The following is a 25,806-nucleotide window of genomic DNA, read 5'->3' as shown; positions in this document are numbered from 1 at the left end:
ATGTCTCACGCTCCCCAGGACCAGATCGCGCCGCTTCTCACCCCCGAGGGATGGGACCTTTTGGCGTCGTTGGGGCCCTACCAGGAGGACACCTCGTTCGAACTCAACTCGGCCCTGCGCAAGGCCGGGCACTCCCCGGCGATGGTCTCGGCCGTCCTGACCCAGTCCAGGCTCCGGACCAGGGCCGAAGCGAAGTTCGGTGAGTTCGCCCGGAGCATGCTGTTCACCCAGGCCGGCCTGGAGCAGGCAACCAGGCTCAACGTTGCCGCCCGGCACGCCCAGCGGTTCTCGGAGGCGGGAATCAAGCACGTGGCGGACCTGGGCTGCGGCCTCGCTGCCGATTCGCTGGCGCTGGCTTCGATGGACATCACCGTGACTGCGGTGGAAATGGACGAGACCACCGCCGCCTGCGCCACCGTGAACCTCATCCCCTTCCCCAACGCCACCGTGGTCCATGCAGACGCCACCGCCGTTCCGCTGGACGGGATCGACGGCGTCTGGCTGGATCCTGCGCGGCGGGTCACCTCCACCTCCGGAACCAAGCGCATCTGGGACCCGGAAGCCTTTTCGCCGCCGCTGTCCTTCGTTCAGTCCCTGGCAGCGTCCGGCCGCGCGGTCGGCGTCAAAATGGGGCCCGGGATGCCCCATGATTCCGTGCCGGCAGACTGCGAAGCCCAGTGGGTTTCGGTGTCCGGGGATGTCACCGAAGTGGCACTGTGGTTCAATGCCGTGCAGCGGCCCGGAGTCCGCAGGGCAGCGCTCGTCCTGGGAACTGAGGGGGCAGCCGAACTGACCAGCGGCGAGGATTTCGGTGCGGGACCCGCAGCCGAGGTGGGGCCGGTGGAGGGCTACCTGTACGAGCCGGACGGTGCGGTGATCCGCGCGGGGCTGGTGGCCGACGTCGCGCGGCAGCTGGGCGGGCACCTGGTGGATGAACACATCGCCTACATCTGCGCGCCACAGCTGGTGGACACCCCCTTCGCGCGGGCCTACAGGGTCCTGGACGTGATGCCCTACAACGTCAAGGCGCTCAAGGCGTGGGTGAAGGCAGAGGGCATCGGGGTGCTGGACATCAAGAAGCGCGGCACTGCCGTGACCCCTGAGGAACTCCGCAAGCAGTTGTTGCCCGGCGGCAAAAACGCGGGCAGCAAGAAGGGCGGCAACACAACAGCCACCCTGGTCCTGACCCGCATCGGGGAGGACCGGGTGGCCATCGTGGTGGAGCCGGCCTAAGAGCGCTACTGGGCGCGCATGAACTCCTCTGCGGCACGGACCTGCTCTGCGGTGGGCCGGACCCCGGTGTACAGCACAAACTGCTCCAGCGCCTGGATGGTGGCCACCTCCGCTCCGGTGATCACCGGCTTCCCGGCGGCCCGGGCCGATTTGATCAACGGGGTTTCGGCCGGCAGGGCAACCACATCGAAAACCACCCGGGCAGCGTCGATGGTTTCCTGAGGGAAGGCCAGGCTCTCCGCTTCGGCACCCCCTGCCATACCAATAGGTGTCACGTTGATGATCATGTCGGCCGTCCCGCCGTCGAGCGCTGCACGCCACTGGAAGCCGTACTGCTCGGCGAGCGCCCGCCCGGTGGTCTCGTTCCGGGCGAGGACAGTGACATCAGCGAATCCGGCGTCACGGAGCGCAGCGACGGTGGCCTTGGCCATGCCCCCCGCACCCTGGACCAGGACCGAGTAGGTGGTGGGCACGGCGTTGGCGGCCAGCAGCTGTTCGATCGCCGTGTAGTCGGTGTTGTACGCCTTTAAATGCCCGTCGGTGTTCACGATGGTGTTCACCGAGTCGATGGCTTTGGCGGACGGGTCCATCTCATCCACGAGGGCAATCACGTCCTCCTTGTAGGGCATGGAGATGGCGCAGCCGCGGATGCCCAGCCCCCGGACCCCGGCGATGGCCTGCTCCAGGTTGGTGGGGGCGAACGCCTTGTAGATCCAGTTCAGGTCCAGCTGCTCGTACAGGTGGTTGTGGAACCGGGTCCCGTTGTTGCTGGGACGGGCCGAGAGCGAGATGCAGAGGGTCATGTCTTTATTCAAAATGGGCACCTGACCATTAAACGCGTTCCCACCCACCTGACTGGCAGATAACGCACTGAAAATCGCGAATGACGACGTTAAGTGCGAGCTACTTCGGATCAGGGGCAGCCGGTTCCCGCGGGATAGCTTCCGACGGCGGCGGGCAGCTTTCCGGGTGCCGGCGCCGTCCCGGCCAGGACGGCGGCGAGGGCGTCGAAGGCACCCTGGGTGCGGCCGTAGAGCGCCACCTTCACCGGAGCAGCGGAGTGCTGCAGCGGCCAGGGTGCGTCCAGGGCGACGGCGATGTCGCCGCCTGCGGGCCTTCCGCCGTACGGGATGAGGCTCACCAAAGGTCCGGAACCGAGGGCGAGCCCGTTTCGCGCCGCAGCATCTGCGAAACGCGCCCGGTCCGCCGGGCTGCCGCCTGTGACCCGGACAGCACCGGGTGCCAGGGGCCCACCGCAGTGGCCGGAAAGGACCGTGACGGCGGCGGCGGACACCTTGCCGGCGAGCGCGGCCCCGCTGCCGGCAGGGGTGCCGGTTGGCGTGCCGGTGCCCGCTGCTGCCCGGGCATGCCAGGTCATCATGGTCGCCACCCGCAGGGCCGCTTCGTCCAGGCGGGCGGCGGGCAAGGTGCCGGTGGCAACAGCATTAACAATCGCGGCATGCGCCTGCCCAACGTCCGCAGGCATCAGCAGGAGGTCGGCCCCCGCGGCAAGGGCCCTAATGGCGGCCGCCCCTGCCGGGTACTGCTTGTGCACCGCCCCCATGTTCAGGGCATCAGTCACTGCCACCCCCTTGAACCCGAGTCCCCGCAGCGCCGCATACGTGGGTTGGGAGAGCGACGCCGGCACTCCGGGTTCCAGGGCAGGCACGGCGATGTGGCCCGTCATCACCATCGGCGCTCCGGCGGCGATGGCGGCCTGGAACGGCTTCCAGTCCCGGGCGGCCAGTTCCGGCACGGTGGCCGGCTGCGTGGGAAGGTTCAGGTGCGAATCAGTGGTTACGGAGCCGTGCCCGGGGAAATGCTTGACGGTGGGAAGGACGCCTGCGGCCAGCATGCCCTGGGCGAATGCCACTCCGAGGCTGGACGCCACATCCGGGTCGCCGGACATGGACCGGGCACCGATGGTGGGATCCGCCGGTCCGATGGTCACATCGGTGTCAGGGGCAAAGTCGGTGTTGAACCCGAGCGGCACCAGTTCCCCGGCGAGCCCCTGGCCCGCCTCTTGGGCAAGGGGTGCGCTGCCGGCGGCGCCATAGCTCATGGGGGCCGGCCACTCCGTCAGCGGTGCATTCAGGCGGGCCACTATCCCGCCCTCCTGGTCCACGCCGATCATCCCCGGCCATGGCCTGCCGTCCGCCGTTGCCGCCTGTGCGAGCCGCTGGTTGATGGCGGCCATCGCCCGCAGGTCCACTTTGCCCTGCGGGTCCAGCGGCACGTTGTCGCCCATGATGATGGACCCGGCGAGGTGGAGGCGTTCGACGACGGCGGCATGGGCGCCTGAGTCAGTCCCGGTGAAGAACGGAAGGAGGACCTGTCCGGCCTTCTGTTCCGGCGACATCGCCGCCACGGCAGCCGCTGCGGCGTCCTGGTCCCGCTGCTGGGGACCCCACCCCAGCGGCCGGGAACCGGGATCGGGCGTCACGGCAGGTGAGGGGGAAGCGGTGGCCGGCGCCGGCGTCGTACTTGGAGATGCGGAAGGTGCGGCCGGCGTGGACGGTGACTGCGACCGGCCAGGCGCCGGAGCGGCCGTACAGGATGCCAGTGCCACCGCCGCGGATGCAGCGGCCAGGACGGGGAAGGATTTGTGAAAACTGTCACGCAGGTGTTGGAACGGGGCCATCAATACGATGCTACCCCTGCACTAGACTTGAAACACCCGTCCGCCTGCCAGCAGCAGCCTGTGAGCGGCGTGCGCCAGCGGTAAACCGGACAGTGAGGATACGTGTGAAGATTGACTTCGCTTCTTCGAGGCAATCAACCCTCGGTGTTGAATGGGAGCTCGCGCTGGTGGACGGCCGGACCGGCGAGCTCGCCTCCGTTGCCAACGAGGTACTCCGTGGTGTCGCATCCCGCCACCCGGAACTCAACGAAGATGACGAGCACCCGCACATCAAGCAGGAACTGCTGCTGAACACCGTGGAGCTGGTTACCGGCATCTGCGAGACTGCCGCCGAAGCGAAGGAGGACCTCACCCGGTCTCTCGCTGCCGTCCGGGAAATCACCGATCCGATGGGTGTGGAGCTGTTCTGCGCCGGAAGCCACCCGTTCAGCCCGCCGCAGCTGCAGCCGGTGACGGACAAGGCCCGCTACGCGAAACTTATTGACCGCACCCAGTGGTGGGGCCGCCAGATGGTTATCTACGGCGTGCACGTCCACGTGGGGCTGGACCGCCGCGAGAAGGCGCTTCCGGTGCTGGACGGGCTGGTCAACTATTTCCCGCACTTCCAGGCGCTCTCGGCGTCGAGCCCTTTCTGGGGCGGCGAGGACACCGGCTACGCATCACAGCGGGCCCTAATGTTTCAGCAGCTGCCCACGGCCGGCCTCCCCTTCCAGTTCAGCTCGTGGGAGGAATACGAGTCGTATGTGCAGGACATGTTCACCACGGGAGTGATCGACACCCTTTCGGAGATCCGCTGGGACATCCGGCCTGTGCCGAACCTGGGCACCATCGAAATGCGCATCTGTGACGGCCTGGCCACGCTGGAAGAAGTGGGCGCCATTGCTGCCCTCACCCAGTGCTTGGTGGACGAGTTCTCCACCACCCTGGACAACGGCGGAACCATCCCCACCATGCCGCCGTGGCATGTCCAGGAGAACAAGTGGCGTGCCGCCCGCTACGGCATGGACGCCATCATCATCCTGGATGCCGCCGGCAAGGAGCAGCTGGTGACCGACCACCTGCTGGAGACCCTCAACCGGCTGGAGCCGGTGGCCGCGAAGCTGGGCTGCCCGGATGAGCTGGCGGACGTCGAAAAGATCATCCGCAGGGGCGCCGGCTACCAGCGCCAGCGCCGGGTGGCCGAGGAGCACGGGGGCGACCTCCAGGCCGTGGTCCTGGACCTGGTCAAGCAGATGCGGAACGGCCCCACCGCCTGATTTCCATTGCGTTGACCTATCAGCTGTGGTCCCCAAACCCGTGTTTTGGATACCAAAACTGATAGGTCAACTGCCTTACGCCGGGAGGGACACCGCTGTGACCGGCAGGGACGAATCCGGCGCAAACCGGATGCCGCTCGGCTGTACCCCCGCCATCACCAGTTGCGCGCCCAATGCCGCCACCATGGCGCCGTTGTCGGTGCAGAGGTCCAGTGGCGGCACGTGCAGCCTGATTCCGGCGGAGGCGCAGCGCTGGGCGGTCAACTCGCGCAGGCGTGAGTTTGCCGCCACCCCGCCGCCGAGCAGCACGTCCGTGATGCCGTGCTCGCGGCAGGCCAGCACGGCCTTGGAGGTGATGATGTCCACCACGGCTTCCTGGAACGCGGCGGCGATATCGGCCACCGGAACCTCCTGGCCGCGTGCCTCGAACTGTTCAACGCACCGGGCCACGGCGGTTTTGAGGCCGCTGAAGGACCAGTCGTAGCGGTGCGGGCCTGGCTCTTCGGATGTTCCCATGTACTTGGGCTGGCTGAGGCCGCGGGGGAAGCGGATGGACTTGGGGTTGCCGGTGCGGGCCATTTTGTCGATGGCGGGTCCGCCGGGGTAGCCGAGCCCCAGGATGCGGGCCACCTTGTCGTAGGCTTCGCCGGCGGCGTCGTCGATGGTGGAACCGAGGAGGACTACGTCGTCGGTGATGCTGTTGATTTTCAGGATTTCGGTGTGGCCGCCGGATACCAGCAGGGCGCCGAGGTTTTCGGGCAGCTGCGGCGCCTGTCCGTTCTTCCCGTCCAGCAGTCCCACACCTACGTGCGCCACGAGGTGGTTGATGGCATACAACGGCTTGCCGGTGGCCACGGCCAGCGCCTTCGCGGCGCAGACCCCCACCATGAGGGCTCCTGCCAGGCCGGGGCCGGAGGTGACGGCGATCGCGTGCACGTCGTCCAGGGCCACGCCGGCATCGGACAGCGCCTGCTCGAGGGTGGGCACAAAGGCGTCGAGGTGCGCGCGGGAGGCGATCTCGGGGATGACCCCGCCGAACCGGACGTGCTCATCCATGGACGAGGACACCGTGTTGGTCAGGAGGGTGGTCCCGCGAACGATGCCAACCCCGGTCTCGTCGCAGGACGATTCGATGCCCAGCACCAAGGGCTGCGAGCGGTTCATGGCTGGCCTGCTTCCGTAGATGAATCGTCTCCCGTTCCTTCACCGGCTGCCCCGGCGAGCTGGAGCCGCATGATGAGGGCGTCCACGCCGTCGCGGTAATAGCGGGGCCGGACATGGATCTGTTCAAAACCGAAGCGCCGGTAGAGCTGCTGGGCGCGGGGATTGTCGGCGCGGACCTCCAGCAGGAGGTCCGCCGCGTGCCTGCGGCGCGCCTCCTCGATGAGCCGGGTCAGCAGCGTGGTGCCGATGCCCCGCCCTTCGTATTCAGGCACGACGGCGATGGTCTGCACATCGGCGATGGGTTCGATGCACATCAGCCCGGCGTAGCCCACGATGCCGGCGTTGCTCTCCGCCACCAGATAGTGGCGGGTCTCCGGCTGGGACAGCTCGTCATAGAACATCTGCAGGGGCCAGGCATCCACCGGGAATAGCCGCTGTTCCAGGACGCTGACGGAAATCACGTCCTCGGGGGTCATCCCACGCACGGAGACGCCGTGGCTGTTGATGTCCGGGGCGGTTGTCACAGTGCCCTCTTCCTGGGTCCGGGGACCTGCGCGTCTGATTCGCGGAGGTACAAAGGAGTGGAGTCGAGGAGCTCGTCACCGGCTGCCAGCCGGGCCAGCGCGAACTGGCCCAGGTAGAGGGCGTCCGGCTGTTCCGCTGCGAACTCCGGGTCCGCCTTCAGGGTGTCTGCGTAAAGCCCGGCGCCGGCGCCGTAGGCCGGCAGGTCCGGCAGGTCCGCGGCGAAGCCAACGTGCGGGCCGTCCTCCAGCACGGGAAGCTGGCCTTCCGAAAGGCGGTAGCGCGCCCAGTAGACCTCTTTGCGGCGCGCGTCCGTCACCACCAGGAATTCGGGGGCGGCGGCGGTGGATTCGGCGACTTCCAAAGCAACGGCGTCCAGGCTCATCAGCCCGTGGAGGGGTTTGCCCCAGACGAAGGACAGGGTGCGTGCGGTGGCGATCCCCGACCGCAGCCCGGTGAACGGGCCGGGACCCACGCCCACCACCAGGGCATCAATATCGCTGCCGCTGACGCCGGCGTCGGCAAGGAGCTGTTCGATTCCCGGGGCGAGGACCTCGGCGTGGCTGCGGGTGTCCTCGGTGGAGAAACTTGCCACCACGCCTTCCAGTGCATCGTCTGAAACCAGTGCCGCGCTGGCAACGGCAGAGGTGTCGATGGCGAGGATGAGCATCAGGCGTTCCCTTCAAAAGTTGCGACGGGTTCCGGAACAGCCGGCCAGCGGGGACCGTATCCGCGCATCACGATGGTCCGCGGCTCGTCCGTGTCCTCGTCCTCGAAATCCAGCATGCCGCCGTCGGTGGTGCCGGGATCATCGCCTGTGGCACCAACGCCGCCAGCGCCCAGCCCGAGCCCCATGGCACGGTGCAGGTCGATCTCCAGCCGGCTTTCACTCAGGTGCTCCACCCGGTCATGGCCCCACTCCACCACCGTCACGGAGGAGTCGAGGGTGTTCTCGAGGTCGATGTCGTCTATCTCTGCGGCAGAGCCCAGGCGGTACGCATCAACGTGCACCAGATCGGGCCCGCCGGGACGGGGCCCGTCCAGCAGGTTTGGGTGGATGCGGACCAGGACGAACGTGGGCGAGATGATCCCGGCGCGGACGCCCAGCCCCTCCCCCAGACCTTGGGTGAAGGTGGTTTTCCCGGCACCCAGCTCGCCGGAGAGCACCAGCAGGTCCCCGGCGTCGAGGACCGACGCAAGGCGTGCGGCGAGCGCATGGGTCTGGTCCGCCGTCGTCGCGGTGAGGGTCTTTTCCCAGTTGGGGCCAGCCCCGCCGGTAGCCAGGGACTCCGCCGCGGCGTTCACGCGGCACCCTCCGCATCGCGTACGACGGCGGCCGGGACCTGTTCGTTGATGAAGCGGCGGGGCACGCGGGGGCTGATCCTGGTGACGATCTCGTAGTTGATGGTTCCGGCAGCGCGGGCCCAGTCGTCGGCGGTGGGGCCGCCGTCGGCACCGTCACCGAACAGTTCGGCTTCGGCACCCAGCAGGCCTGCGCCGGCAGGGCCGGTGTCGCCGAGGTCGATGACCATCTGGTCCATCGCGATCCGCCCCACCACGGGGTAGGTGTTGCCGGCAACGCGGACAGGGCCGCCGGTGGCGATGCGCGGTACGCCGTCGGCGTAGCCCACGGGGATCAGGCCGAGCGTGCTGCGGCCGCTGGTGCGGTATCGCAGGCCGTAGGAGACGCCTTGCCCATCCGGCACTTCCTTGCACTGGGAAACGAGGGTCCGCAGCGTCATGGCCGGGCGGAGTCCCAGCTCGGCCGACGTCTGCCCGTCAAAGGGGGACAGCCCGTAAATCCCCAGACCCACCCGGACGAGGTCGAAATGGGTGTCCGGCCGGGACAGGGTTGCCGGCGTATTGGCGAGGTGCCGGACCTCGGGGTCCACGCCGGCGTCTTCGGCAACAGCGAGCACTTCCCGGAACGCCGCGAGCTGCTGGTCGGTCTCGGGCCGTTCCGGTTCGTCGGCGACGGCAAGGTGCGAAAAGATGCCTACCACGCGCAGCAGGCCCTGGTCCTGGTATTCCATGGCTTCGCCCACCAGGTGGTCCCAGGTGTCAAGCGTGGCACCGTTGCGTCCCAGCCCGGTGTCCACCTTCAGATGCACGCGGGCGGGGCGCTCCTGCTCCCGGGCGGCTGCAACAATGCGCTCAAGTTCCCAGCCGGAGCAGCCAATGTCGACGCCGGCAGCCACCGCCGCGCCAAAGTTGCTTTCCGTGGTGTGCAGCCAGGCGAGCAGCGGAGCCTCGATCCCGGCGGCACGCAGGGCCAGGGCTTCGGAGATGTGGGCCACCCCCAGCCAGGATGCGCCTGCTTCAAGGGCAGCCCGGGCCACCGGGACCGCGCCGTGCCCGTAGGCGTCGGCTTTGACCACCGCCATGACTTTGGCCGGGGACGCTGATGCGGCCAGCCGGCGGACGTTGTGCCGGATGGCATCAAGGTCAATCACGGCGGACCGTTCGTGGCGGGGGTCCTGTGCCGGGGCAGCATCGAAATCACCGGTTGTAGCGGGGTAAGTCACCTTAGTGATTCTAGTGCTGGCGCTTCGGACCGAATAATCACGGCGGCCGGGCCCGAATCCCGAACTCGCAGGTGCTGCCCGTCCTTGGACAGGGCCTGTCCCGCAGTTGTAGATGGCTAAATCGCTTCCTCGCTGCTGGGCGGGGTGACGCAGGGATTTGAGGACAAAGGCTTTATGAGTCTTCCTTCTCCTTGCCTTCGGCCGCGGCCCTTTCCAGTTCCTGGTCTGAAATGATCTGCTCGTCCGGATCGGCCGCACCTGTCCCGGGTGTGAATCTGAGCGCGTCCATGTAGGGAGTGGGTTCCTTCTTGCGGTACCCGGCGAACTCCTTGGCGTAATACGCCCGAGCCGCTGAGGTGTCCTTCCGTCCCGTGACAATGTCATTCATCAGGTTCAGCGCCAGGCGATTGGCCTCCTCGTCGTGGCACCGGGCCGAGACTTCACCTGCTGTCCGTTCAACGATAACGCTCCCGTCGAAGGCAGCCAGGGCGGAATAATGTTCAGCGGGGACCCGGTAGTCGATCACCGACTCGACCGAATCAAAGTGGGGGGCAGGAAAATCGTGCTGGTAAAACACCTTCGAGGCAATGACCCGCTTCCACTCTCCGGCGTCGTACCAGACCAGCAGGGACGGCGTGCACTCGTCCGGCTCCCCGTACTTGTCGATCACCAGCTGCGCCGCCTCCCGCGACTCCTCGGGCCAGTCCTGAATGATCTGCGAACCTGGTTGATTATCCATGATGTAGACGGATCTCCTTCGATGGGTGCGGCTCCGGGCAGGGGACCTTTGGACGTGACGGCGGCCAACAGCAGGGTCCAAACAAAATGGTAAGTAGGCTTAGCATGCCACCCTAACCAAGCACGCCCCCACCTGTACACCCTCCAGCCACCGGGCGTCAGGCATCGGGCGTCGAGTCAGGCGTCGGAGAGGTGCGCGATGGTGGCCGCTGCCCTGCGCTGGGCAGCCAGCGGAACGTCCTGGACGATGTCCGCCAGGAACGAGAAGCGCCGCAGCCACTGGCTGGTCTGCCGTTCGGGCCTGGCGTTGGCCCGTTTCCACCAGTCAGCAATGTCGCCCCAGCCCGGGGCGGCAAGGGAACCTCCCACTTCCTGCACCGCGAGAGAGGCACAGAGGTTGGCGAAACGCAGCCTGTTGCCCAGCGGCCACCCGGCCAGGCTCCCCACGATGAACGCGGCGTCGAAGCAGTCACCGGCGCCCGTGGGATCAAAAGCCTTGACGGGCAGTGACGGCACCCACTCCTCCTCCCCCGTTTCCGAGTCCACGGCCATGGCGCCCTGTGGTCCGAGGGTCACCACGGCAACGGGCACCCGGTCCGCCAGCGCGTAGAGAGCAGTCCAGGGATCGTCCTTGCCGGTGAAGGCCATGGCCTCGCGCTGGTTGGGCAGGAACGCGTGGAAATACTGCAGGTTGTCCAGGCGGACGGGCGCCCAGACGCCGCTGGGATCCCACCCGACGTCCCCGAAAAGCTTCACCCCCGCCTGGTACGCCGCCCTGGCCCACGGTTCCACTTCCAGCCCCACTTCAGCGATGCCGGCGAGCGCGGGAGGCGGGTCCCCGATGAGCTCCGACGCTGTCACCGGTGGAGCATGGCCGTGGGTCACCAGGGACCGGTCCTTGTCCACACAAAGGGAGACAGTCACCGGCGAATGCCAGCCCGGAATCTTCCGCGACAGGCTGAGGTCCACGTGCTCCTGGCTGGAGAGGATCTTCCAGTTGAAATCCCCGTAGCCGTCATCGCCGAAGGCTGCCGCCAAACCGGTGCGCAGGCCGAGCCGCGCCGCAGCGATGGCCTGGTTTGCCACCCCGCCCGGGCAACTGCCCATGCCGTCGCTCCAGATTTCCGTGCCCGGTTCCGGCCCGTGCGGAAGGCCGGTGAAAATGATGTCCTGGAACACCGTTCCGGCCAGCAGCACGTCGAATCCAGGGTCCGACGGCGAGCGGACGGTAGCCAGGGGATCGAACGGGCGTGCTGGAATCGCCTCCATGTGCGGCACACTACGCCCTGCCACAGACATCCGGTAGGGGCTGCCGTAGGTGCTGTGGACACCCACGCCTAGACTGCTGATTATGCGGCTTCTGATTGTCGGCGGTGGTGGTTTCCGGGTTCCGTTGATTTACCGGGCGCTGGTCTCCGGGCCGTTCACCGGCGTAGTCAGCGAACTGGTGCTGTTCGACGTCGACCTTTCCCGCCTTGCCGCCGTGACAGCGGTCCTGCGGAGCATGCCTTCGGGGCATGCCCCCGGCCTGCCGGTCCATCCCACCACCAGCCTCCCGGAGGCGCTGGCGGGAACGCAGATGGTCTTCGCCGCCATCCGGCCCGGCGGCACCGCCGGACGCGTGGCCGATGAGAAAGTGGCCCAGGACCTGGGTGTGCTGGGGCAGGAGACCACCGGGGCCGGCGGCATCTCCTACGCCCTCCGGACCATCCCGCACATGCTGGAGCTGGCGGACCTTATGAAGGAACACTGCCCGGACGCGTGGCTGATCAACTTCACCAACCCCGCCGGCATGGTCACCGAGGCGCTGCTGCCAGTGCTCGGCAGGCGCGTCATCGGGATCTGCGACTCTGCGGGCGGCCTAGTGCACCGCGCGGCGCGCGCAGCCCGCGTCACGCTGCCGGAAGGAACGCTCGACGGCGTGGGCTACTACGGCCTGAACCACCTGGGCTGGCTGTACCGGCTGGAGTCCGGCGGGCGGGACGTCCTTCCTGCACTGCTGTCCGATCCGGCTGCCCTTCAGTCCTTCGAAGAGGGCCGGCTGTTTCCCCAGCCCTTCCTGGCCCGCCTCGGTGCCCTTCCCAACGAGTACCTGTATTACTACTACCAGCAGGACGCCGCCCGGGAAGCGATGCGGGCCATGCCTGAAACCCGGGGAGAGTCCATCCACAGCCAGCAGCAGGAGCTGTATCCGCGGCTGGCAGCGGCCGGCGGTGAGGCCTATACGCTGTGGGAGGCAGCGCGCCGGTCCCGGGAAGAGGGTTACCTGGCCGAGGCCCGCGGAAAGGATGAGCGCCGCACTGAGGACGACCTTGCCGGCGGCGGGTATGAGCGGGTGGCGCTGGCAGCCATGCGTGCACTGTCCGGTTCCGGGGACGCGCAGCTGATCCTGAACACCCGCAACACGCTGCCCCCGGTGTCGGCACCTGCTGCTCCCCAGGCAGCCGGGCCGGCCACCGCCCAGCCGGGTGCCACCACAGCTGCCATTCCGGGGCTGCCGGCCGACGCCGTCGTCGAAATCCCCTGCACGGTGACGGCCGACGGCTCGCTGCCGCTGGCCCAGCAGGCTCCCCCGCCGGAACAGCTGGACCTGCTCCGGCACGTGAAGGACGTGGAGCGGCTGACCGTGCGGGCTGTTGCGGAAGGTGACCGGGATGCCGCGCTGCAGGCCTTTGCCCGGCATCCCCTGGTGGGGTCCGAAGAACTCGGCGCCGCCCTGCTGTCCGGCTACGAGGAGGCGTTTCCGGCCCTGGGGAAGATGTGGCGCGGCGGTACGCGTTGACACAGGAGTAGTGTTTTATCGAATGCCCAGCACTGATCCGGCGCGCTAACCTTCGCCGGCGGCCGGAAGGAGGTCCCGTGGCACAGGTCCGCAGGGTGGCCTTACTGTCACTCCACACCTCCCCCATGGAGCAGCCGGGTTCCGGTGATGCCGGCGGCATGAACGTGTATATCCGGGAACTGGCCTCCGCCCTGGCCGAGGCCGGCGTGGAAGTGGAGGTCTTCACGCGTTCAACCTCCGCCAGCCAGCCCGCCGTCGAGCACCCCGATCCCGGTGTGTGCGTCCACAATGTCCTGGCCGGGCCCACCAGGAAGATCCCCAAGGAAGAGCTCCCCGGCCTCCTTCATCACATGGTGGAAGAGATCGAACAGATCCGGCAGCGGCAGCCACACGGCCGCTACGACGTCATCCATTCGCATTATTGGGTATCCGGGATCGCGGGCCTGGAGCTTTCCGGGCTGTGGGGCGTGCCGCTGGTGCACACCATGCACACCATGGCCAAGGTCAAGAACCTGTTGCTTGAATCTGGCGAACAGCCTGAACCGCGGCGGCGCGAGCTGGGTGAGCACCGGATTGTCGACGGCGCCGCCCGGCTGATTGCCAACACCAGCGCGGAAGCTGCGGAGCTGGTGTCCCATTACGGGGCGTCGTATGACCGGATAGACATTGCCCCGCCGGGGGTAGACCTCAGCACCTTCACTCCTGCGTTCCGGGCCAGGTCGCGTACCCAGCGGGACATCAGCCCCGAGACTTTCCACCTGGTGTTCGCAGGCCGGATCCAGCGGCTGAAGGGGCCCCAGATCCTGGTGAAGGCCGCAGCCCTGCTCCGGCGCCGCCGCCCGGACATCAACCTGCGGCTCACCATCCTGGGTTCGTTGAGCGGGAACAAGGAATTCAACCTCCGGCGGCTGGTTGCCGAGTCGGGAATGGACGACGTCGTCACGCAGCTTCCGCCGGTGAAGGCACCGGAGCTGGCGGCCTGGTTCAGGGCCGCGGACGTGGTGGTGATGCCCTCCTACAGCGAGTCCTTTGGGCTGGTGGCCCTTGAAGCCCAGGCCTGCGGCACGCCGGTGGTGGCAACGCGGGTCGGGGGGCTGTCGCGGGCCATTTTCGATGGCAGGACGGGACTGTTGGTGGACGGCCACCACGCGTCGGACTGGGCGGATGCCCTGGAGGCGCTCTACGACGACCCCGCTACGCGCGAGGACATGGGCCGGGCCGCCGCCATCCGTGCCCAGAACTCGGGGTGGCAGCGCACAGCCGCGATTACGCTCGAGAGCTACCACGCCGCCGTCGACAACCATGCAAGCCGCCCCCTAACGACGGTTCCCGCCTCCTGACGCCCACCGCACCCTGCCCCATCCGCTCCAGCAAAGGACAAAGATGTCTGCTACCCCGAGTGACCTCGAGATCGCCCGTGCGGCACGGATCCGGCCCATTGAGGAGATCGCGGCGGCCGCGGGAATCAACGCCGGGGCCGTGGAACTGTACGGGCGGTACAAGGCAAAAGTCGACCCCGCGCGGCTGGATGCGCCGCCGCCCCAGGGCAAGGTGGTGCTGGTCTCGGCCATGTCCCCCACGCCGGCTGGTGAGGGAAAATCCACCACCACGGTGGGGCTCGCCGATTCACTTGCACGAGCAGGGCATCGCGTGATGGTCGCCCTGCGCGAGCCCTCCCTTGGGCCGGTCCTGGGAATGAAGGGCGGAGCCACGGGCGGTGGATACTCGCAGGTGTTGCCGATGGACGAGATCAACCTTCACTTCACCGGGGATTTCCATGCCGTGACCTCGGCGAACAACGCCCTGATGGCGCTGGTGGACAATCACATCTACCAGGGCAACGAACTCAACATCGACCCCCGGCGCATGACCTTCAAACGGGTTCTGGACATGAACGACCGGGCACTGCGCGAGGTGGTCATCGGGCTCGGCGGGCCCACGCAGGGAGTCCCCCGCCAGGACGGGTTCGACATCACCGTGGCGTCCGAGATCATGGCCGTTTTCTGCTTGGCTACTGATCTGGCGGACCTCCGTGAGCGCCTGGGCCGGATCACCTTCGGCTACACCTTTGGCCGTTCGCCGGTGACCGTGGCGGACCTCGGCGTGCAGGGCGCGCTGACCCTGCTTTTGAAGGAAGCCATCAAGCCCAACCTGGTGCAGACCATCGCCGGCACCCCTGCCCTGGTCCACGGCGGCCCCTTCGCTAACATCGCGCACGGCTGCAACTCGCTGATTGCCACCCAGACAGCGCGGAGGCTGGCGGACATTGTGGTCACGGAGGCAGGCTTCGGCGCCGATCTGGGGGCCGAAAAGTTTATGGACATCAAGGCCCGCATTGGCAACCTGGCGCCTTCCGCCGTCGTGGTGGTGGCAACGGTGCGCGCGTTAAAAATGCAGGGCGGAGTGGCCAAAGACCAGCTGACAGCCCCGAACGTGGCCGCTCTGGAGGCGGGGGTGGCCAACCTCCGCCGGCATATCCGGAACGTGGAGAAATTCGGGGTGACACCCGTGGTGGCCATCAACAGGTTTGCCTCCGACTCCGCAGAGGAACTTGAGTGGCTGCTGGCGTGGTGCTCGGCGGAGGGCGTCCCGGCCGCCGTCGCCGATGTCTGGGGGCGCGGCGGCGGTGGCGACGGCGGAGACGAACTTGCGGCCCTGGTGGCGAAGGCACTGGCCGGGCCAAACGACTTCCGGCACCTCTACCCGCTGGAACTGCCGGTGGAGGACAAGATCCGGACCATAGCCCAGGAAATTTATGGTGCCGACGGGGTGGATTTCTCCGTCCCGGCCCTGAAGCGGCTGGCCGACATAGAGCGGAACGGCTGGGGCGGACTGCCGGTATGCATGGCCAAGACCCAGTACTCGTTCACTGACGACGCCTCCCGCCTCGGGGCGCCCAAGGGCTTTATCATCCACGTGCGGGACCTCCTGCCCAAGACCGGCGCAGGGTTCATCGTGGCGCTCACCGGAGCGGTGATGACCATGCCCGGGCTGCCCGCCGCCCCGGCCGCCATGCGCATGGACGTGGACGACGCCGGCAACCCCATGGGCCTCGCCTGACCAACGCCCCACCGTTGACCTATCAGTTTTGGCAGTCATACGAGGGTTTTGGGAACCAAAGCTGATAGCGCAAACGAGGCCTGTGGATATCTTCTGCGGCCGCGCCGGGGTCCGGGTAACAATGGTCCGCATGCAGCCCCCCGCGCCTTTGCCGGCCCATCTTTCTTCGGTCCCTTTCACAGTCCATGAGGCGCAGGCAGCGGGCCTGAGCACGGGTCGGCTACGTTCGTCTGACCTGGCATCCGCCGGCCGTCTGCTTTATATCCCCGCCCGTTGGGAATTCGAAATTGCCGGGCTGGCCCGCGCACTTTCGGCCGCAACTCCGGGGGCATGGATTTCACACACAACGGCAGCAGCGTTGTGGGGACTCTGGCTTCCGGGCTGGCTGCAGGGCTCCGGAGTTATGCACCTCAGCAAGCCGAAAGTACTGCCACAAGTACGGCGGGAAGGTGTTGCCGGCCACACCGTCTTAGCTTTCGATGACGAAATCACCGTCTTTGAAGGCATCCGCATATCCACTCCGGCACGGACATGGCTGGATCTGGCAACTTCCTTACCTCTTCGAGATTTGGTTGCCGTGGGTGACCAATTGGTCCGACAACCACGAAGCGGTTTGGAAGAACGAACAGAGCCATGGAACGCCGTGGAGCAGTTGCGCTGCATGCTGAACCGGCACCCGAAGATGAAGGGGATCGTCAAAGCCCGCGAGGCAACGTCATTAATCCGTGCCGGCGCTGATTCCGCCCCTGAAACTTTCCTGCGTCTTGCCCTTACTGAAGCCGGTCTTCCCGAGCCTGAACTGCAATTGCGGGTCAGCCCCGGTGATAGCTATTCCCCTGCCGCTGACATGGGATACCGGTGGCACCGCATCGCTATCCAGTACGACGGGGGCCACCACCTGACGCGGGAACAGCAGTCCAGGGACAATCGGCGGGACGAAGCCTTCAACTCGGCGGGCTGGCGGTACTTCAAGTTCAATGCGGATGACCTGGCCCAAGACTTCCGGCGTGCCACCAACCAGGTAAGGCTGGCACTTCGGGCCGCTTAAAGCCAGTTGCCCTATCACTTGTAGTTCCCAAACCATGGGTTTGAGGACCAAAAGTGATAGGGCAACTGCAGAAAATCGGGGTTTAGCGCTCGAGGTCTCCGCGGATGAAGGCTTCCACCTTTTCGCGGGCGAGGTCGTCGTTGAACTGCTCCGGCGGGGACTTCATGAAGTAGCTCGAAGCGGAGAGCAGCGGGCCGCCGATGCCACGGTCAAGGCCGATCTTCGCGGCGCGGATAGCGTCGATGATGACGCCGGCCGAGTTGGGTGAGTCCCAGACTTCCAGCTTGTACTCGAGCGAAACGGGCGCATCGCCAAAGTTGCGGCCTTCGAGGCGGACGAAGGCCCACTTACGGTCATCAAGCCACTGGACGTAGTCCGACGGGCCGATGTGGACGTCCTTGGCGGCCATCTCGGCTTCCACGTTGGACGTCACGGCCTGGGTCTTGGAGATCTTCTTGGACTCCAGGCGGTCACGCTCCAGCATGTTCTTGAAGTCCATGTTGCCGCCGACGTTCAGCTGGTACGTGCGGTCCAGGGTGACGCCGCGGTCTTCGAAGAGCTTGGCCATCACACGGTGCGTGATGGTGGCACCGATCTGGCTCTTGATGTCGTCACCGACGATCGGCACACCGGCGGCGGTGAACTTGTCAGCCCACGCCTTGGTACCGGCGATGAATACGGGCAGGGCGTTGACGAAGGCGACGCCGGCGTCAATGGCGCACTGGGCGTAGAATTCGGCAGCTTCCTGCGAGCCAACCGGCAGGTAGCAGACCATGACGTCTACCTTGGCGTCCTTGAGTGCCTGGACAACGTCCACCGGCTCTTCGTGGGACTGCTCGATGGTCTCGAGGTAGTACTTGCCGAGCCCGTCGAGGGTGTGGCCGCGCTGGACGGTGACGCCGGTGGGCGGTACGTCAGCGATCTTGATGGTGTTGTTTTCGCTCGCCAGGATCGCGTCGGCAAGGTCAACGCCTACCTTTTTGCCGTCAACGTCGAACGCGGCGACGAACTCAACGTCACCTACGTGGTACTGGCCGAACTCAACGTGCATCAGGCCCGGGATCGTGGCCTTGGGGTCTGCGTCCCTGTAGTAGTGGACGCCCTGGACCAGCGAAGCGGCGCAGTTTCCTACGCCGACAATTGCAACACGAATCGGATGTGAAGACACGGAACTCCTTTGAGGACAAACGACAGCCGGCCGGTTCGGCTTCGGGGGAAGGACGACGGCGGCTGGCAGGCACGGCGCCACACGGCGCCTTTTCATAGTACCCAACAGAGCGGGACAAGGACTTGTTCCCCTGTCCCACTCTTCGGGATGACGGCAAGGAAACTAGACGGGCTGCTTCCAGAGGTTGATGTCCGATTCCACCGCGAATTCGTCAATGGCGTTCAGCTCATCTTCGGTGAACCCGAGGTTGTTGATGGCGGACAAGGTGTCCTCCAGCTGGCGGACGCTCGAGGCACCGATCAGTGCGGACGTCACAGGCGAACCCTTCGGCTGGTCCCGCAGGATCCAGGCCACGGCCATCTGTGCAAGGGACTGCCCGCGGCCCTCAGCGATGCCGTGCAGCCCACGGATCCGGTGCAGCTTTTCGTCCGTGATGGCGTCCTCGGAAAGAAAGCGGGCCTTGGCTGCACGCGAATCAGCAGGAACACCATTGAGGTAGCGGTCGGTAAGCATGCCCTGCGCCAGCGGCGAAAAGGCGATGGAGCCGGCGCCCACCTGGTCGAGTGCCTCATAGAGGTTCGGGGAGCCGTTCTCGGTCCACCGGTTGAGCATGGAGTAGCTGGGCTGGTGGATCAGCAGGGGCGTCCCAAGGTCCTTCAGGATCCGGGCCGCTTCCAGCGTCTGCTCAGGGGTGTAGGAAGAGATGCCGGCGTAGAGCGCCTTGCCCGAGCGCACGGCGTAGTCCAAAGCGCCCATGGTTTCTTCCAGCGGGGTTTCGGGATCCGGCCGGTGGCTGTAGAAGATGTCCACGTAGTCCAGGCCCATCCGCTCCAGCGACTGGTCCAGGCTGGAAATCAGGTACTTGCGGGAGCCCCATTCACCGTAAGGGCCCGGCCACATGTAGTAGCCGGCCTTCGTGGAGATGACGAGTTCGTCCCGGTAGGGCTTGAAGTCGTCCTTGAGGTGACGGCCGAAGTTGGTTTCGGCAGAGCCGTCCGGCGGGCCGTAATTGTTGGCGAGGTCGAAGTGGTTGACGCCCAGGTCGAAGGCACGGCGAAGGATAGCGCGCTGTTCGTCAAAGCGCTTGTCGTCGCCGAAGTTGTGCCACAGTCCGAGGGAGATCGCCGGGAGTTTCAGGCCGCTGCGGCCGACGCGGCGGTAGGGCATGGAGTCGTAGCGGTTTTCCGCCGCGGAATAAGTCATACGTTCCATCCTGCCAGTTGTGACCGGCGCTACAGTTCATGGCCGTAAAGTTACGCCGCGGGCTGGCATCAGCCCGCGGCGCAACTCTCCAGCCGGAAATACTCAGGACTTCAGGATCGCGGCGCTCCAGGGCGCCAAGGCGAGGGCTTCGCCGTCAAGGCTGCTTCCCTCATCGGTGGCCAGCAGGACCGACCCGGAAACGTCCTCCAGCCGGACCTTGGCGTCCGAGAGGTTCAGCAGTACTTCAACGCTGCCGCGGCGGAAACGCAGCCAACCTGCGTCGTCGTCGAACGTCACGTCCGTCTCGCCGAAACCAAGCCCGGCGAGCTCGGTGTGCTCACGGCGCAGCGCTGTCAGGGCACGGTAGAGCGCCAGGAGCCGTGCATGGTCTCCACCGGCTGCTTCGTCCCAGTTCAGCTTGGACCGGCGGAATGTCTCCGGGTCCTGGGGATCGGGCACGACGGCGGGGTCCCACCCCATGCGCTCAAACTCCTTGATCCGGCCCTCAGCGGTGGCCTTGCCCAGCTCCGGTTCCGGATGCGAAGTGAAGAACTGCCACGGAGTGCTCGCGGCAAACTCCTCGCCCATAAACAGCATGGGCGTAAACGGTGACGTCAGGGTCAGTACGGCGGCCACGGCCAGCTGCCCGTAGGACAACGACTGCGAAAGCCTGTCCCCCGTGGCCCGGTTGCCGATCTGGTCGTGGTTCTGGTTGCACACCACCAGGGCGGCGGGGTGGGCCAGGGCGGCATTGATGGGCCGGCCATGGTGGCGGCCGCGGAAGCTGGAGTAGCTGCCGTCGTGCAGGAAGCCATCTTTCAGGACCTTGGCCAATACGGCCAGGGACTGGAAGTCCTCGTAGTACCCGGTGGTCTCGCCGCTGACGCTCACATGGACGGCGTGATGGAAGTCGTCGCTCCACTGCCCGGCGAGCCCATAGCCGTTGGCGTCCCGCGGGTACAGCAGGCGCGGGTTGTTCAGGTCGGACTCGGCAATAAGCGTTTTGGGCAGCCCGGTTTCAGCCGAGACGGTGTCGCCCAAGGCACCGAACTCCTCCAGGATGTGTACGGCACGCTCATCGCGCAGTGCGTGCACGGCATCCAGGCGGAGCCCGTCCACGTGGTAGTCCCGGAGCCAGAGCGCGGCGTTGTCCAGGATGTACTCGCGCACCACATCCGAGCCGGGGCCGTCCAGGTTGACCGAGTCGCCCCAGGTGTTGGCGTCCCCCTGCTTCAGGTAGGGGCCGAACTTGGGGAGGTAGTTGCCGCTGGGTCCGAGGTGGTTGTACACCACGTCCTGGATGACGCCGAGGCCGGCAGCGTGCGCTGCGTCCACAAAGCGTTGGTAAGCCGCAGGCCCGCCGTAGCCTTCGTGCACGGCGTACCACTGCACGCCGTCGTAGCCCCAGTTGTGGGTCCCGTTGAAGCCGTTGACGGGCAGCAGCTCCACGAAGTCGATACCGAGGTCCGCCAGGTAGCCCAGCTTTTCGGCCGCGGCGTCCAAGGTGCCCTCCGGGGTAAAGGTGCCCACGTGGAGCTCGTAGATGACCGAGCCCTGCAGGTCCTTGCCCTTCCAGCCACCGTCCTGCCACTCGTGCGCGGCGGGGTTGAAGGTCCGGGAGAGCTGGTGAACGCCCTCGGGCAGCCGCCGCGACCGCGGATCTGGCACGGGATGGCCGTCCCCGTCCAGGAGGTAGCCATAGTCCACGTCACCGTCCCCGGGAGCATCGGGGGCAGTCCACCAGCCCTCCGAGCCGGGCGGCGTCTCCTTCTTCAGCATGGGATACTGCCGGCCGTTGGCCACCAGGATCACGGAGCTGGCGTCGGGGGCCCAGACGTCGAAGCGCTTGGGTCCTACATTGACGAGGGTCATGCCTTTTCTCCATCCACCGGTACGAGCAAAGCCACCGGGTAGGTACCCAGCACTTCAGCCACCGAAACGGCGCCCGGTCCGTAGCCGGCGCCGGTGAGCTCGTCCCGCACGGGGACAGGGAGTTCGACGGCGGTGTCCCGCCACCCGCCGTCGGCCGCCAGTCCCGCTGGAAGGCGGGTGGCCAGCGTCATGGCTCCGGAAGTCCCGTCGGCCCCGCGGTGGAACGCAAGCAAGTGGTCTGCAGCGGCCCCGGAGGCGGCATGCGGAGTGTAGCCCTGGAACAGCTCGGGCCGGTCGCGGCGGAGCCGGAGCGCCCGGGAGGTGACCAGGAGCTTGCTGGTTTCGGTGCCCGCGTCAGGCAACTGTCCGGCGTCGAGCTTTGCGAGCTCCTGCTGGCGGACCGCGAAGTTCACCGGCCGCCGGTTGTCGGGATCGGTCAGTGACCGTTCCCAGAATTCGCTGCCCTGGTAGACGTCCGGGACGCCGGGCATGGTCAGCTGGACCAGTTTGGCGCACACGGAGTTGGACGCCGCGTACGAATCGATCCGTGCCACGAAGTCCTCCACCACCTTGGTGACCCGGTCGTCGTCGAACGCAGCGTTCACCGCGGCCTTGACGTGGGACTCGAATTCTTCGTCCGGGTCCGTCCACTTGGTGGAGTTGCCGGCCTCCCGGGCTGCCTTCTCCGCGTAGCCCTGCAGCCGTTCCCGGCTCGCCGGCCAGGCGCCGACGATGGCCTGCCAGAGCAGGTTCTCGTAAGGACCGTCCGGAATCGGTGCCAGCTCGCGAAGAGTGTTCAGCGTGGCAGTCCACTCCTGAGGCACTTCGGCGATCACCGAGATTCTGGCACGTGCATCCTCGCTGCGCTTGGTGTCGTGCGTGGACATGGTGGTCATCGAAAGCGGAAGCTCCTCCTGGCGCCGAAGCATCCGGCGGTGGAACTCCTCGGGCGAGACAGCGAACTCCGTCGGTTCGGCTCCTACCTCCGTCAGCGTGCCAAGCCGGGTGTAGCGGTAGAACGCCGTGTCCTCCACGCCCTTGGCCATCACCATGCCGGAGGTCTGCTGGAAGCGGACGGCGATCGGGTTGGCCGGGTCGAGGAGCAGCGGCAGCAATGTGCCGACGGCAACCTCCAACTCTGGCCGGTGAGCCGCCGCGGACTCGCAGGCTTCCTTGAGGATGTCAGCACCGGTGGGCAGGTACGTCCGGTAGACCGGGAAGGCGGCGATGATTTCCGCGATGGCATCGGCTGCCTGTTCCACCGGCAACCCGTAGGACTCCGGAACCAGGCGGGCCAGGCGCAGCACCTCGGACCTCAGGATGCCGTCCGCGATCATCCGCTTGGTGCCCCGGATCATCTCGGCGTAGTCAGCGGGAACCCCAGAGCCCCGCAGCTTGGCGTCCAGGTCATCAAGGGCCTGCTGGCCGGCGGGATCAACAAACACCCGGTCCACGTCAGCCAGCGCGTCATAGCCGGTGGTGCCCTCGGTGGCGAAGTCCTGGGGCAGGGCTTCGCCCGGCTCCAGGATCTTTTCCACCAGGATGTAGGCTCCGCCGCTGAGGTCCTTCAACCAACGCAGGTAGCCGGCAGGATCCGCGAGGCCGTCCGGGTGGTCCACCCGGAGCCCGTCCACGAGTCCTTCACGGAACCAGCGGCCCACTTCGGCATGGGCTTCCTCGAAGACGTGCGGGGTTTCCACCCGGATTCCCGCAAGCGTGGTGACGGCGAAGAAGCGCCGGTAGTTCAACTCGGCGTCGGCCCGGCGCCAGTCGATCAGCTCGTAATGCTGGCGGCTGTGGACGTCCTGCGGGGTGTCACCGTCCGAATACGTCCCTTCGGCGATCGGGAACCGGTGGTCGTAGTAGCGGAGTTCGCCGTCCTTGACCTCCAGCTTGTCCAGGTCCTCACCGGAGCCAAGCATGGGCAGCCGGATCTTTCCCCCGGCAAGTTCCCATTCGACGTCGAAGGCCTCGGCGTAGGGCGAGCCCTGCCCTTCCTTCAGCAGGGACCACCACCACGGGTTCTGGATAGGCGTGGCGACACCCACGTGGTTGGGCACGATGTCCACGAGGACGCCCATGCCGTGCTCGCGGGCAGCCTTGGACAGGGCCAGCAGGCCTTCCGGGCCGCCCCGCTCCGGATCGACGGTGGAGGGGTCGGTCACGTCGTAGCCGTGGTCCGAGCCCTGCTCCGCCGTGAGGATGGGCGAGAGGTACACCCAGTCCGCGCCGAGCGATTTCAGGTACGGGACCTGGTCCGCGGCATCAAACAGGGTGAAACCTCGGCGGATCTGCAGGCGGTAGGTGGATGCCGGGACCCTCATTTGCCGGTGTCCTTCCGCTCCCCGATCTTCGTGGTTTTCCCGGGCTCGGCCACCATGGGGGTGGTAAGAGATTCGGTCTCGCTCGTGGACGTCTGCGTCAGCGCGGCCAGGGAAGCGGCCACGGAATGGTCCGGCTCCACTTCCTCGACGGTGTGCGCCCGCAGGACCACCAGGGACTTGGCCTCCACCGGCAACGGCTGTCCGGACGAGACGGGTTCGGTGTCGGCGTTGTGCCCGGCCGTGTCGATGATGACGTCCCAGGCCGGGGCGTACTCGTCCGTGGGCAGCGTGAACTTGACGGTGTCGTCGTGTGCGTTGAAGTACAGCAGGAAGTTCACATCGGTGATCCTGCGGCCGCGGCTGTCCTTGCCCTGGATGCCGTCGCCGTTCAGGAAGACGCCCACAGACCGGCCAAATCCACTGTCCCAGGCCTCCGGCTTCATGGTTTCGCCGTCGGGGTCCAGCCATACGATGTCCGGCAGTCGCTCGTCTTCACCCCTCAAAACGGGGCGGCCGTCAAAGAACCGGCTGCGGCGGAACGTCGGGTGCTTGGCGCGGAGCGCGTTGACCGCTGCCGTGAACTCGATCAACGGCTGGTCCACGTTGTCCCAATTGATCCAGGTCAGTTCGGAGTCCTGGCAGTACCCGTTGTTGTTGCCCTGCTGGGTGCGGCCCAGTTCGTCACCGTGCAGGAGCATGGGCACGCCCTGGGACAGCAACAGCGAGGCGATGAAGTTGCGCTGCTGGCGGGCCCGCAGCGCAAGGACCTCGGGATCGTCCGTGGGACCTTCAACGCCGCAGTTCCAGGAGCGGTTGTGGGATTCGCCGTCGTTGTTGTCCTCGCCGTTGGCGTCGTTGTGCTTCTCGTTGTAGGACACCAGGTCCGCCAGGGTGAAGCCGTCGTGTGCGGTGACGAAGTTGATGGAGGCCACGGGGCGGCGGCCGGAGTGCTCGTACAGGTCTGCCGAGCCGGTGATGCGGGAAGCGAACTCACCCAGGGTGGCCGGCTCGCCGCGCCAGAAGTCGCGCACCGTGTCGCGGTACTTGCCGTTCCATTCGGTCCACTGCGGCGGGAAGTTGCCCACCTGGTAACCGCCGGGGCCAACGTCCCATGGCTCGGCGATGAGTTTGACCTGCGAGACCACCGGGTCCTGCTGGATGAGTTCGAAGAAGGTGGACAGCTTGTCCACGTCGTAGAACTCACGGGCCAGGGTGGAGGCGAGGTCGAAACGGAAGCCGTCCACGTGCATCTCGGAAACCCAGTACCGCAGCGAGTCCATGAGCAGCTGCAGGGAGTGCGGCTGGCGGACGTTCAGCGAGTTGCCGGTACCGGTGTAGTCCATGTAGTGCTTCTCGTCGCCCTCCATCAACCGGTAGTAGGCGGCGTTGTCGATGCCCTTGAAGGACAGTGTGGGGCCGAGGTGGTTGCCTTCGGCGGTGTGGTTGTACACCACGTCAAGGATGACCTCGATGCCGGCCTTGTGCAGTGAGCGGACCATGGCTTTGAAGTCCTGGACCTGCTGGCCGGTGTCCCCCGTGGAGCTGTAGGTGTTCTGCGGCGCGAAGAAGCCGATGGTGTTGTAGCCCCAGTAGTTGTTCAGCCCCTTGTCCTGCAGGGTGCCGTCGTTGACGAACTGGTGCACGGGCATGAGCTCGATGGCGGTGACGCCGAGCTTCTGCAGGTGGGAGATGACGGCGGGGTGCGCCACGCCGGCGTAGGTGCCGCGCTGCTCCTCAGGGATTTCCGGGTGCAGCTCGGTGAGGCCCTTGACGTGGGCTTCGTAGATGACCGACTGGTGGTAGGGAATCCGCAGGTTCTGGTCGCCGTCCCAGTCAAAGAACGGGTTGATGACCACACCCATCATCATGTGGCTGGCGGAATCCTCGTTGTTGATGGAGTCCGGCTCGCCCAGGTTGTAGGTAAACAGCGACGGGTCCCAGTCCACCTGGCCGTGGACGGCCTTGGCATACGGGTCCAGCAGGAGCTTGTTGGGGTTGAAGCGGTTACCGGAAGCAGGATCGTAGGGGCCGTGGACCCGGTAGCCGTACTTTTGGCCGGGCTGGACCTGCGGGATGTAGCAGTGCCAGACATACCCGTCCACCTCGTCCACGGTGATGCGGGTTTCCTTGCCATCATCGTCAAAGAGGCAGAGTTCAACTTTTTCGGCGCGTTCGCTGAACAGGGCAAAGTTGGTGCCGGTGCCGTTGTAGGTGGCGCCAAGGGGATAAGCCGATCCAGGCCAGACTTCCATAATGCTCCTCGTTGTGAT

20 protein-coding genes are annotated in these 25,806 nt (G+C 66.5%); 6 read left to right on the top strand and 14 right to left on the bottom strand.

The annotated features are described in order from the left end of the window. Window positions 1-1,233 carry a THUMP-like domain-containing protein gene (locus M1D32_RS06525; protein WP_458781470.1) on the top strand — a complete coding sequence of 411 codons (1,233 nt, stop codon included), beginning with the start codon at window positions 1-3 and terminating at the stop codon, window positions 1,231-1,233. Between the two features lie 5 nt (window positions 1,234-1,238). Here the strand turns inward: M1D32_RS06525 and M1D32_RS06520 are convergent, their stop codons facing one another. Together M1D32_RS06520 and M1D32_RS06515 are read right to left on the bottom strand one after the other, a co-directional pair. Then, entirely contained in the window at window positions 1,239-2,036 is a 798-nt protein-coding gene (locus tag M1D32_RS06520) for a shikimate 5-dehydrogenase (protein WP_458781469.1), read from the bottom strand. A 110-nt stretch (window positions 2,037-2,146) separates the two neighbouring features. Further along, on the bottom strand, window positions 2,147-3,592 hold the full coding sequence (locus M1D32_RS06515; protein ID WP_458782117.1) for a glycoside hydrolase family 3 N-terminal domain-containing protein: 1,446 nt from the start codon (window positions 3,590-3,592) through the stop codon (window positions 2,147-2,149). A 386-nt stretch (window positions 3,593-3,978) separates the two neighbouring features. Here M1D32_RS06515 and M1D32_RS06510 point away from each other — a divergent pair, with 386 nt between their 5' ends. Further along, window positions 3,979-5,130, top strand: a complete 1,152-nt coding sequence (locus M1D32_RS06510; RefSeq protein WP_163162019.1) for a glutamate--cysteine ligase — start codon at window positions 3,979-3,981, stop codon at window positions 5,128-5,130. A 75-nt stretch (window positions 5,131-5,205) separates the two neighbouring features. Here the strand turns inward: M1D32_RS06510 and tsaD are convergent, their stop codons facing one another. From tsaD to M1D32_RS06475, 7 genes are all read right to left on the bottom strand, one after another. Beyond that, complete coding sequence (gene tsaD / locus M1D32_RS06505; protein WP_458781468.1) at window positions 5,206-6,294, bottom strand: tRNA (adenosine(37)-N6)-threonylcarbamoyltransferase complex transferase subunit TsaD; 1,089 nt, start codon at window positions 6,292-6,294, stop codon at window positions 5,206-5,208. Further along, window positions 6,291-6,770 carry a ribosomal protein S18-alanine N-acetyltransferase gene (gene rimI, locus M1D32_RS06500; protein ID WP_458782116.1) on the bottom strand — a complete coding sequence of 160 codons (480 nt, stop codon included), beginning with the start codon at window positions 6,768-6,770 and terminating at the stop codon, window positions 6,291-6,293. Before rimI ends, tsaD begins: the two co-directional genes overlap by 4 nt. A 44-nt stretch (window positions 6,771-6,814) precedes the next feature. After that, the gene (gene tsaB, locus M1D32_RS06495) at window positions 6,815-7,486 is read right to left on the bottom strand and encodes a tRNA (adenosine(37)-N6)-threonylcarbamoyltransferase complex dimerization subunit type 1 TsaB (RefSeq protein ID WP_458781467.1); all 672 of its coding nucleotides are present in this window, start codon (window positions 7,484-7,486) and stop codon (window positions 6,815-6,817) included. Then, window positions 7,486-8,121, bottom strand: a complete 636-nt coding sequence (gene tsaE, locus M1D32_RS06490; RefSeq protein ID WP_458781466.1) for a tRNA (adenosine(37)-N6)-threonylcarbamoyltransferase complex ATPase subunit type 1 TsaE — start codon at window positions 8,119-8,121, stop codon at window positions 7,486-7,488. The genes tsaB and tsaE overlap by 1 nt, the downstream gene beginning before the upstream one ends. Continuing rightward, entirely contained in the window at window positions 8,118-9,341 is a 1,224-nt protein-coding gene (gene alr, locus M1D32_RS06485) for an alanine racemase (RefSeq protein ID WP_458781465.1), read from the bottom strand. Before alr ends, tsaE begins: the two co-directional genes overlap by 4 nt. A 172-nt stretch (window positions 9,342-9,513) precedes the next feature. Next, on the bottom strand, window positions 9,514-10,080 hold the full coding sequence (locus M1D32_RS06480; RefSeq protein WP_458781464.1) for a hypothetical protein: 567 nt from the start codon (window positions 10,078-10,080) through the stop codon (window positions 9,514-9,516). Window positions 10,081-10,256: 176 nt separating this feature from the next. Next, entirely contained in the window at window positions 10,257-11,348 is a 1,092-nt protein-coding gene (locus M1D32_RS06475) for a carbohydrate kinase family protein (RefSeq protein ID WP_458781463.1), read from the bottom strand. An 82-nt stretch (window positions 11,349-11,430) separates the two neighbouring features. Between M1D32_RS06475 and M1D32_RS06470 the strand changes: the two genes are divergently transcribed. From M1D32_RS06470 to M1D32_RS06455, 4 genes are all read left to right on the top strand, one after another. Next, window positions 11,431-12,861: a family 4 glycosyl hydrolase gene (locus M1D32_RS06470; protein ID WP_458781462.1), complete on the top strand. Its 1,431-nt coding sequence runs from the start codon at window positions 11,431-11,433 to the stop codon at window positions 12,859-12,861. Window positions 12,862-12,938: 77 nt separating this feature from the next. Beyond that, window positions 12,939-14,201, top strand: coding sequence for a D-inositol-3-phosphate glycosyltransferase (mshA, locus tag M1D32_RS06465; protein WP_458781461.1), 1,263 nt, complete (start codon window positions 12,939-12,941; stop codon window positions 14,199-14,201). 43 nt (window positions 14,202-14,244) lie between these two features. Continuing rightward, window positions 14,245-15,921 carry a formate--tetrahydrofolate ligase gene (locus tag M1D32_RS06460; RefSeq protein WP_458781460.1) on the top strand — a complete coding sequence of 559 codons (1,677 nt, stop codon included), beginning with the start codon at window positions 14,245-14,247 and terminating at the stop codon, window positions 15,919-15,921. 613 nt (window positions 15,922-16,534) lie between these two features. Beyond that, entirely contained in the window at window positions 16,535-16,969 is a 435-nt protein-coding gene (locus tag M1D32_RS06455) for an endonuclease domain-containing protein (protein WP_458781459.1), read from the top strand. A gap of 82 nt (window positions 16,970-17,051) precedes the next feature. Here M1D32_RS06455 and M1D32_RS06450 read toward each other — a convergent pair whose 3' ends face one another. The 5 genes from M1D32_RS06450 to glgX all read right to left on the bottom strand — a co-directional run bounded on the left by M1D32_RS06450 (window position 17,052) and on the right by glgX (window position 25,788). After that, window positions 17,052-18,137, bottom strand: a complete 1,086-nt coding sequence (locus tag M1D32_RS06450; RefSeq protein ID WP_458781458.1) for an inositol-3-phosphate synthase — start codon at window positions 18,135-18,137, stop codon at window positions 17,052-17,054. 162 nt (window positions 18,138-18,299) lie between these two features. Further along, on the bottom strand, window positions 18,300-19,340 hold the full coding sequence (gene mgrA / locus M1D32_RS06445; RefSeq protein ID WP_458781457.1) for an L-glyceraldehyde 3-phosphate reductase: 1,041 nt from the start codon (window positions 19,338-19,340) through the stop codon (window positions 18,300-18,302). A 102-nt stretch (window positions 19,341-19,442) separates the two neighbouring features. Continuing rightward, the gene (treZ, locus tag M1D32_RS06440) at window positions 19,443-21,212 is read right to left on the bottom strand and encodes a malto-oligosyltrehalose trehalohydrolase (protein WP_458781456.1); all 1,770 of its coding nucleotides are present in this window, start codon (window positions 21,210-21,212) and stop codon (window positions 19,443-19,445) included. After that, window positions 21,209-23,536, bottom strand: coding sequence for a malto-oligosyltrehalose synthase (gene treY / locus M1D32_RS06435; protein ID WP_458781455.1), 2,328 nt, complete (start codon window positions 23,534-23,536; stop codon window positions 21,209-21,211). The genes treZ and treY overlap by 4 nt, the downstream gene beginning before the upstream one ends. Further along, entirely contained in the window at window positions 23,533-25,788 is a 2,256-nt protein-coding gene (gene glgX, locus M1D32_RS06430) for a glycogen debranching protein GlgX (protein WP_458781454.1), read from the bottom strand. Before glgX ends, treY begins: the two co-directional genes overlap by 4 nt. Window positions 25,789-25,806: the final 18 nt, after the last annotated feature.

It is taken from the genome of Arthrobacter sp. D3-16 (genome assembly GCF_054408515.1).
The sequence above is the reverse complement of the archived record's forward strand: the minus strand, read 5'-3'. Positions and strand labels throughout refer to the sequence as shown.

Bases quoted from the DNA above. Each gene is read 5' to 3' on its own strand.
- M1D32_RS06525 (WP_458781470.1), top strand. From the start codon at position 1: ATGTCTCACGCTCCCCAGGACCAGATCGCGCCGCTTCTCACCCCCGAG.
- M1D32_RS06520 (WP_458781469.1), bottom strand. From the start codon at position 2,036: ATGACCCTCTGCATCTCGCTCTCGGCCCGTCCCAGCAACAACGGGACC.
- M1D32_RS06515 (WP_458782117.1), bottom strand. From the start codon at position 3,592: ATGTCGCCGGAACAGAAGGCCGGACAGGTCCTCCTTCCGTTCTTCACC.
- tsaD (WP_458781468.1), bottom strand. From the start codon at position 6,294: ATGAACCGCTCGCAGCCCTTGGTGCTGGGCATCGAATCGTCCTGCGAC.
- rimI (WP_458782116.1), bottom strand. From the start codon at position 6,770: ATGACCCCCGAGGACGTGATTTCCGTCAGCGTCCTGGAACAGCGGCTA.
- tsaB (WP_458781467.1), bottom strand. From the start codon at position 7,486: ATGCTCATCCTCGCCATCGACACCTCTGCCGTTGCCAGCGCGGCACTG.
- M1D32_RS06480 (WP_458781464.1), bottom strand. From the start codon at position 10,080: ATGGATAATCAACCAGGTTCGCAGATCATTCAGGACTGGCCCGAGGAG.
- M1D32_RS06475 (WP_458781463.1), bottom strand. From the start codon at position 11,348: ATGGAGGCGATTCCAGCACGCCCGTTCGATCCCCTGGCTACCGTCCGC.
- M1D32_RS06470 (WP_458781462.1), top strand. From the start codon at position 11,431: ATGCGGCTTCTGATTGTCGGCGGTGGTGGTTTCCGGGTTCCGTTGATT.
- M1D32_RS06460 (WP_458781460.1), top strand. From the start codon at position 14,245: ATGTCTGCTACCCCGAGTGACCTCGAGATCGCCCGTGCGGCACGGATC.
- mgrA (WP_458781457.1), bottom strand. From the start codon at position 19,340: ATGACTTATTCCGCGGCGGAAAACCGCTACGACTCCATGCCCTACCGC.
- treZ (WP_458781456.1), bottom strand. From the start codon at position 21,212: ATGACCCTCGTCAATGTAGGACCCAAGCGCTTCGACGTCTGGGCCCCC.
- treY (WP_458781455.1), bottom strand. From the start codon at position 23,536: ATGAGGGTCCCGGCATCCACCTACCGCCTGCAGATCCGCCGAGGTTTC.
- glgX (WP_458781454.1), bottom strand. From the start codon at position 25,788: ATGGAAGTCTGGCCTGGATCGGCTTATCCCCTTGGCGCCACCTACAAC.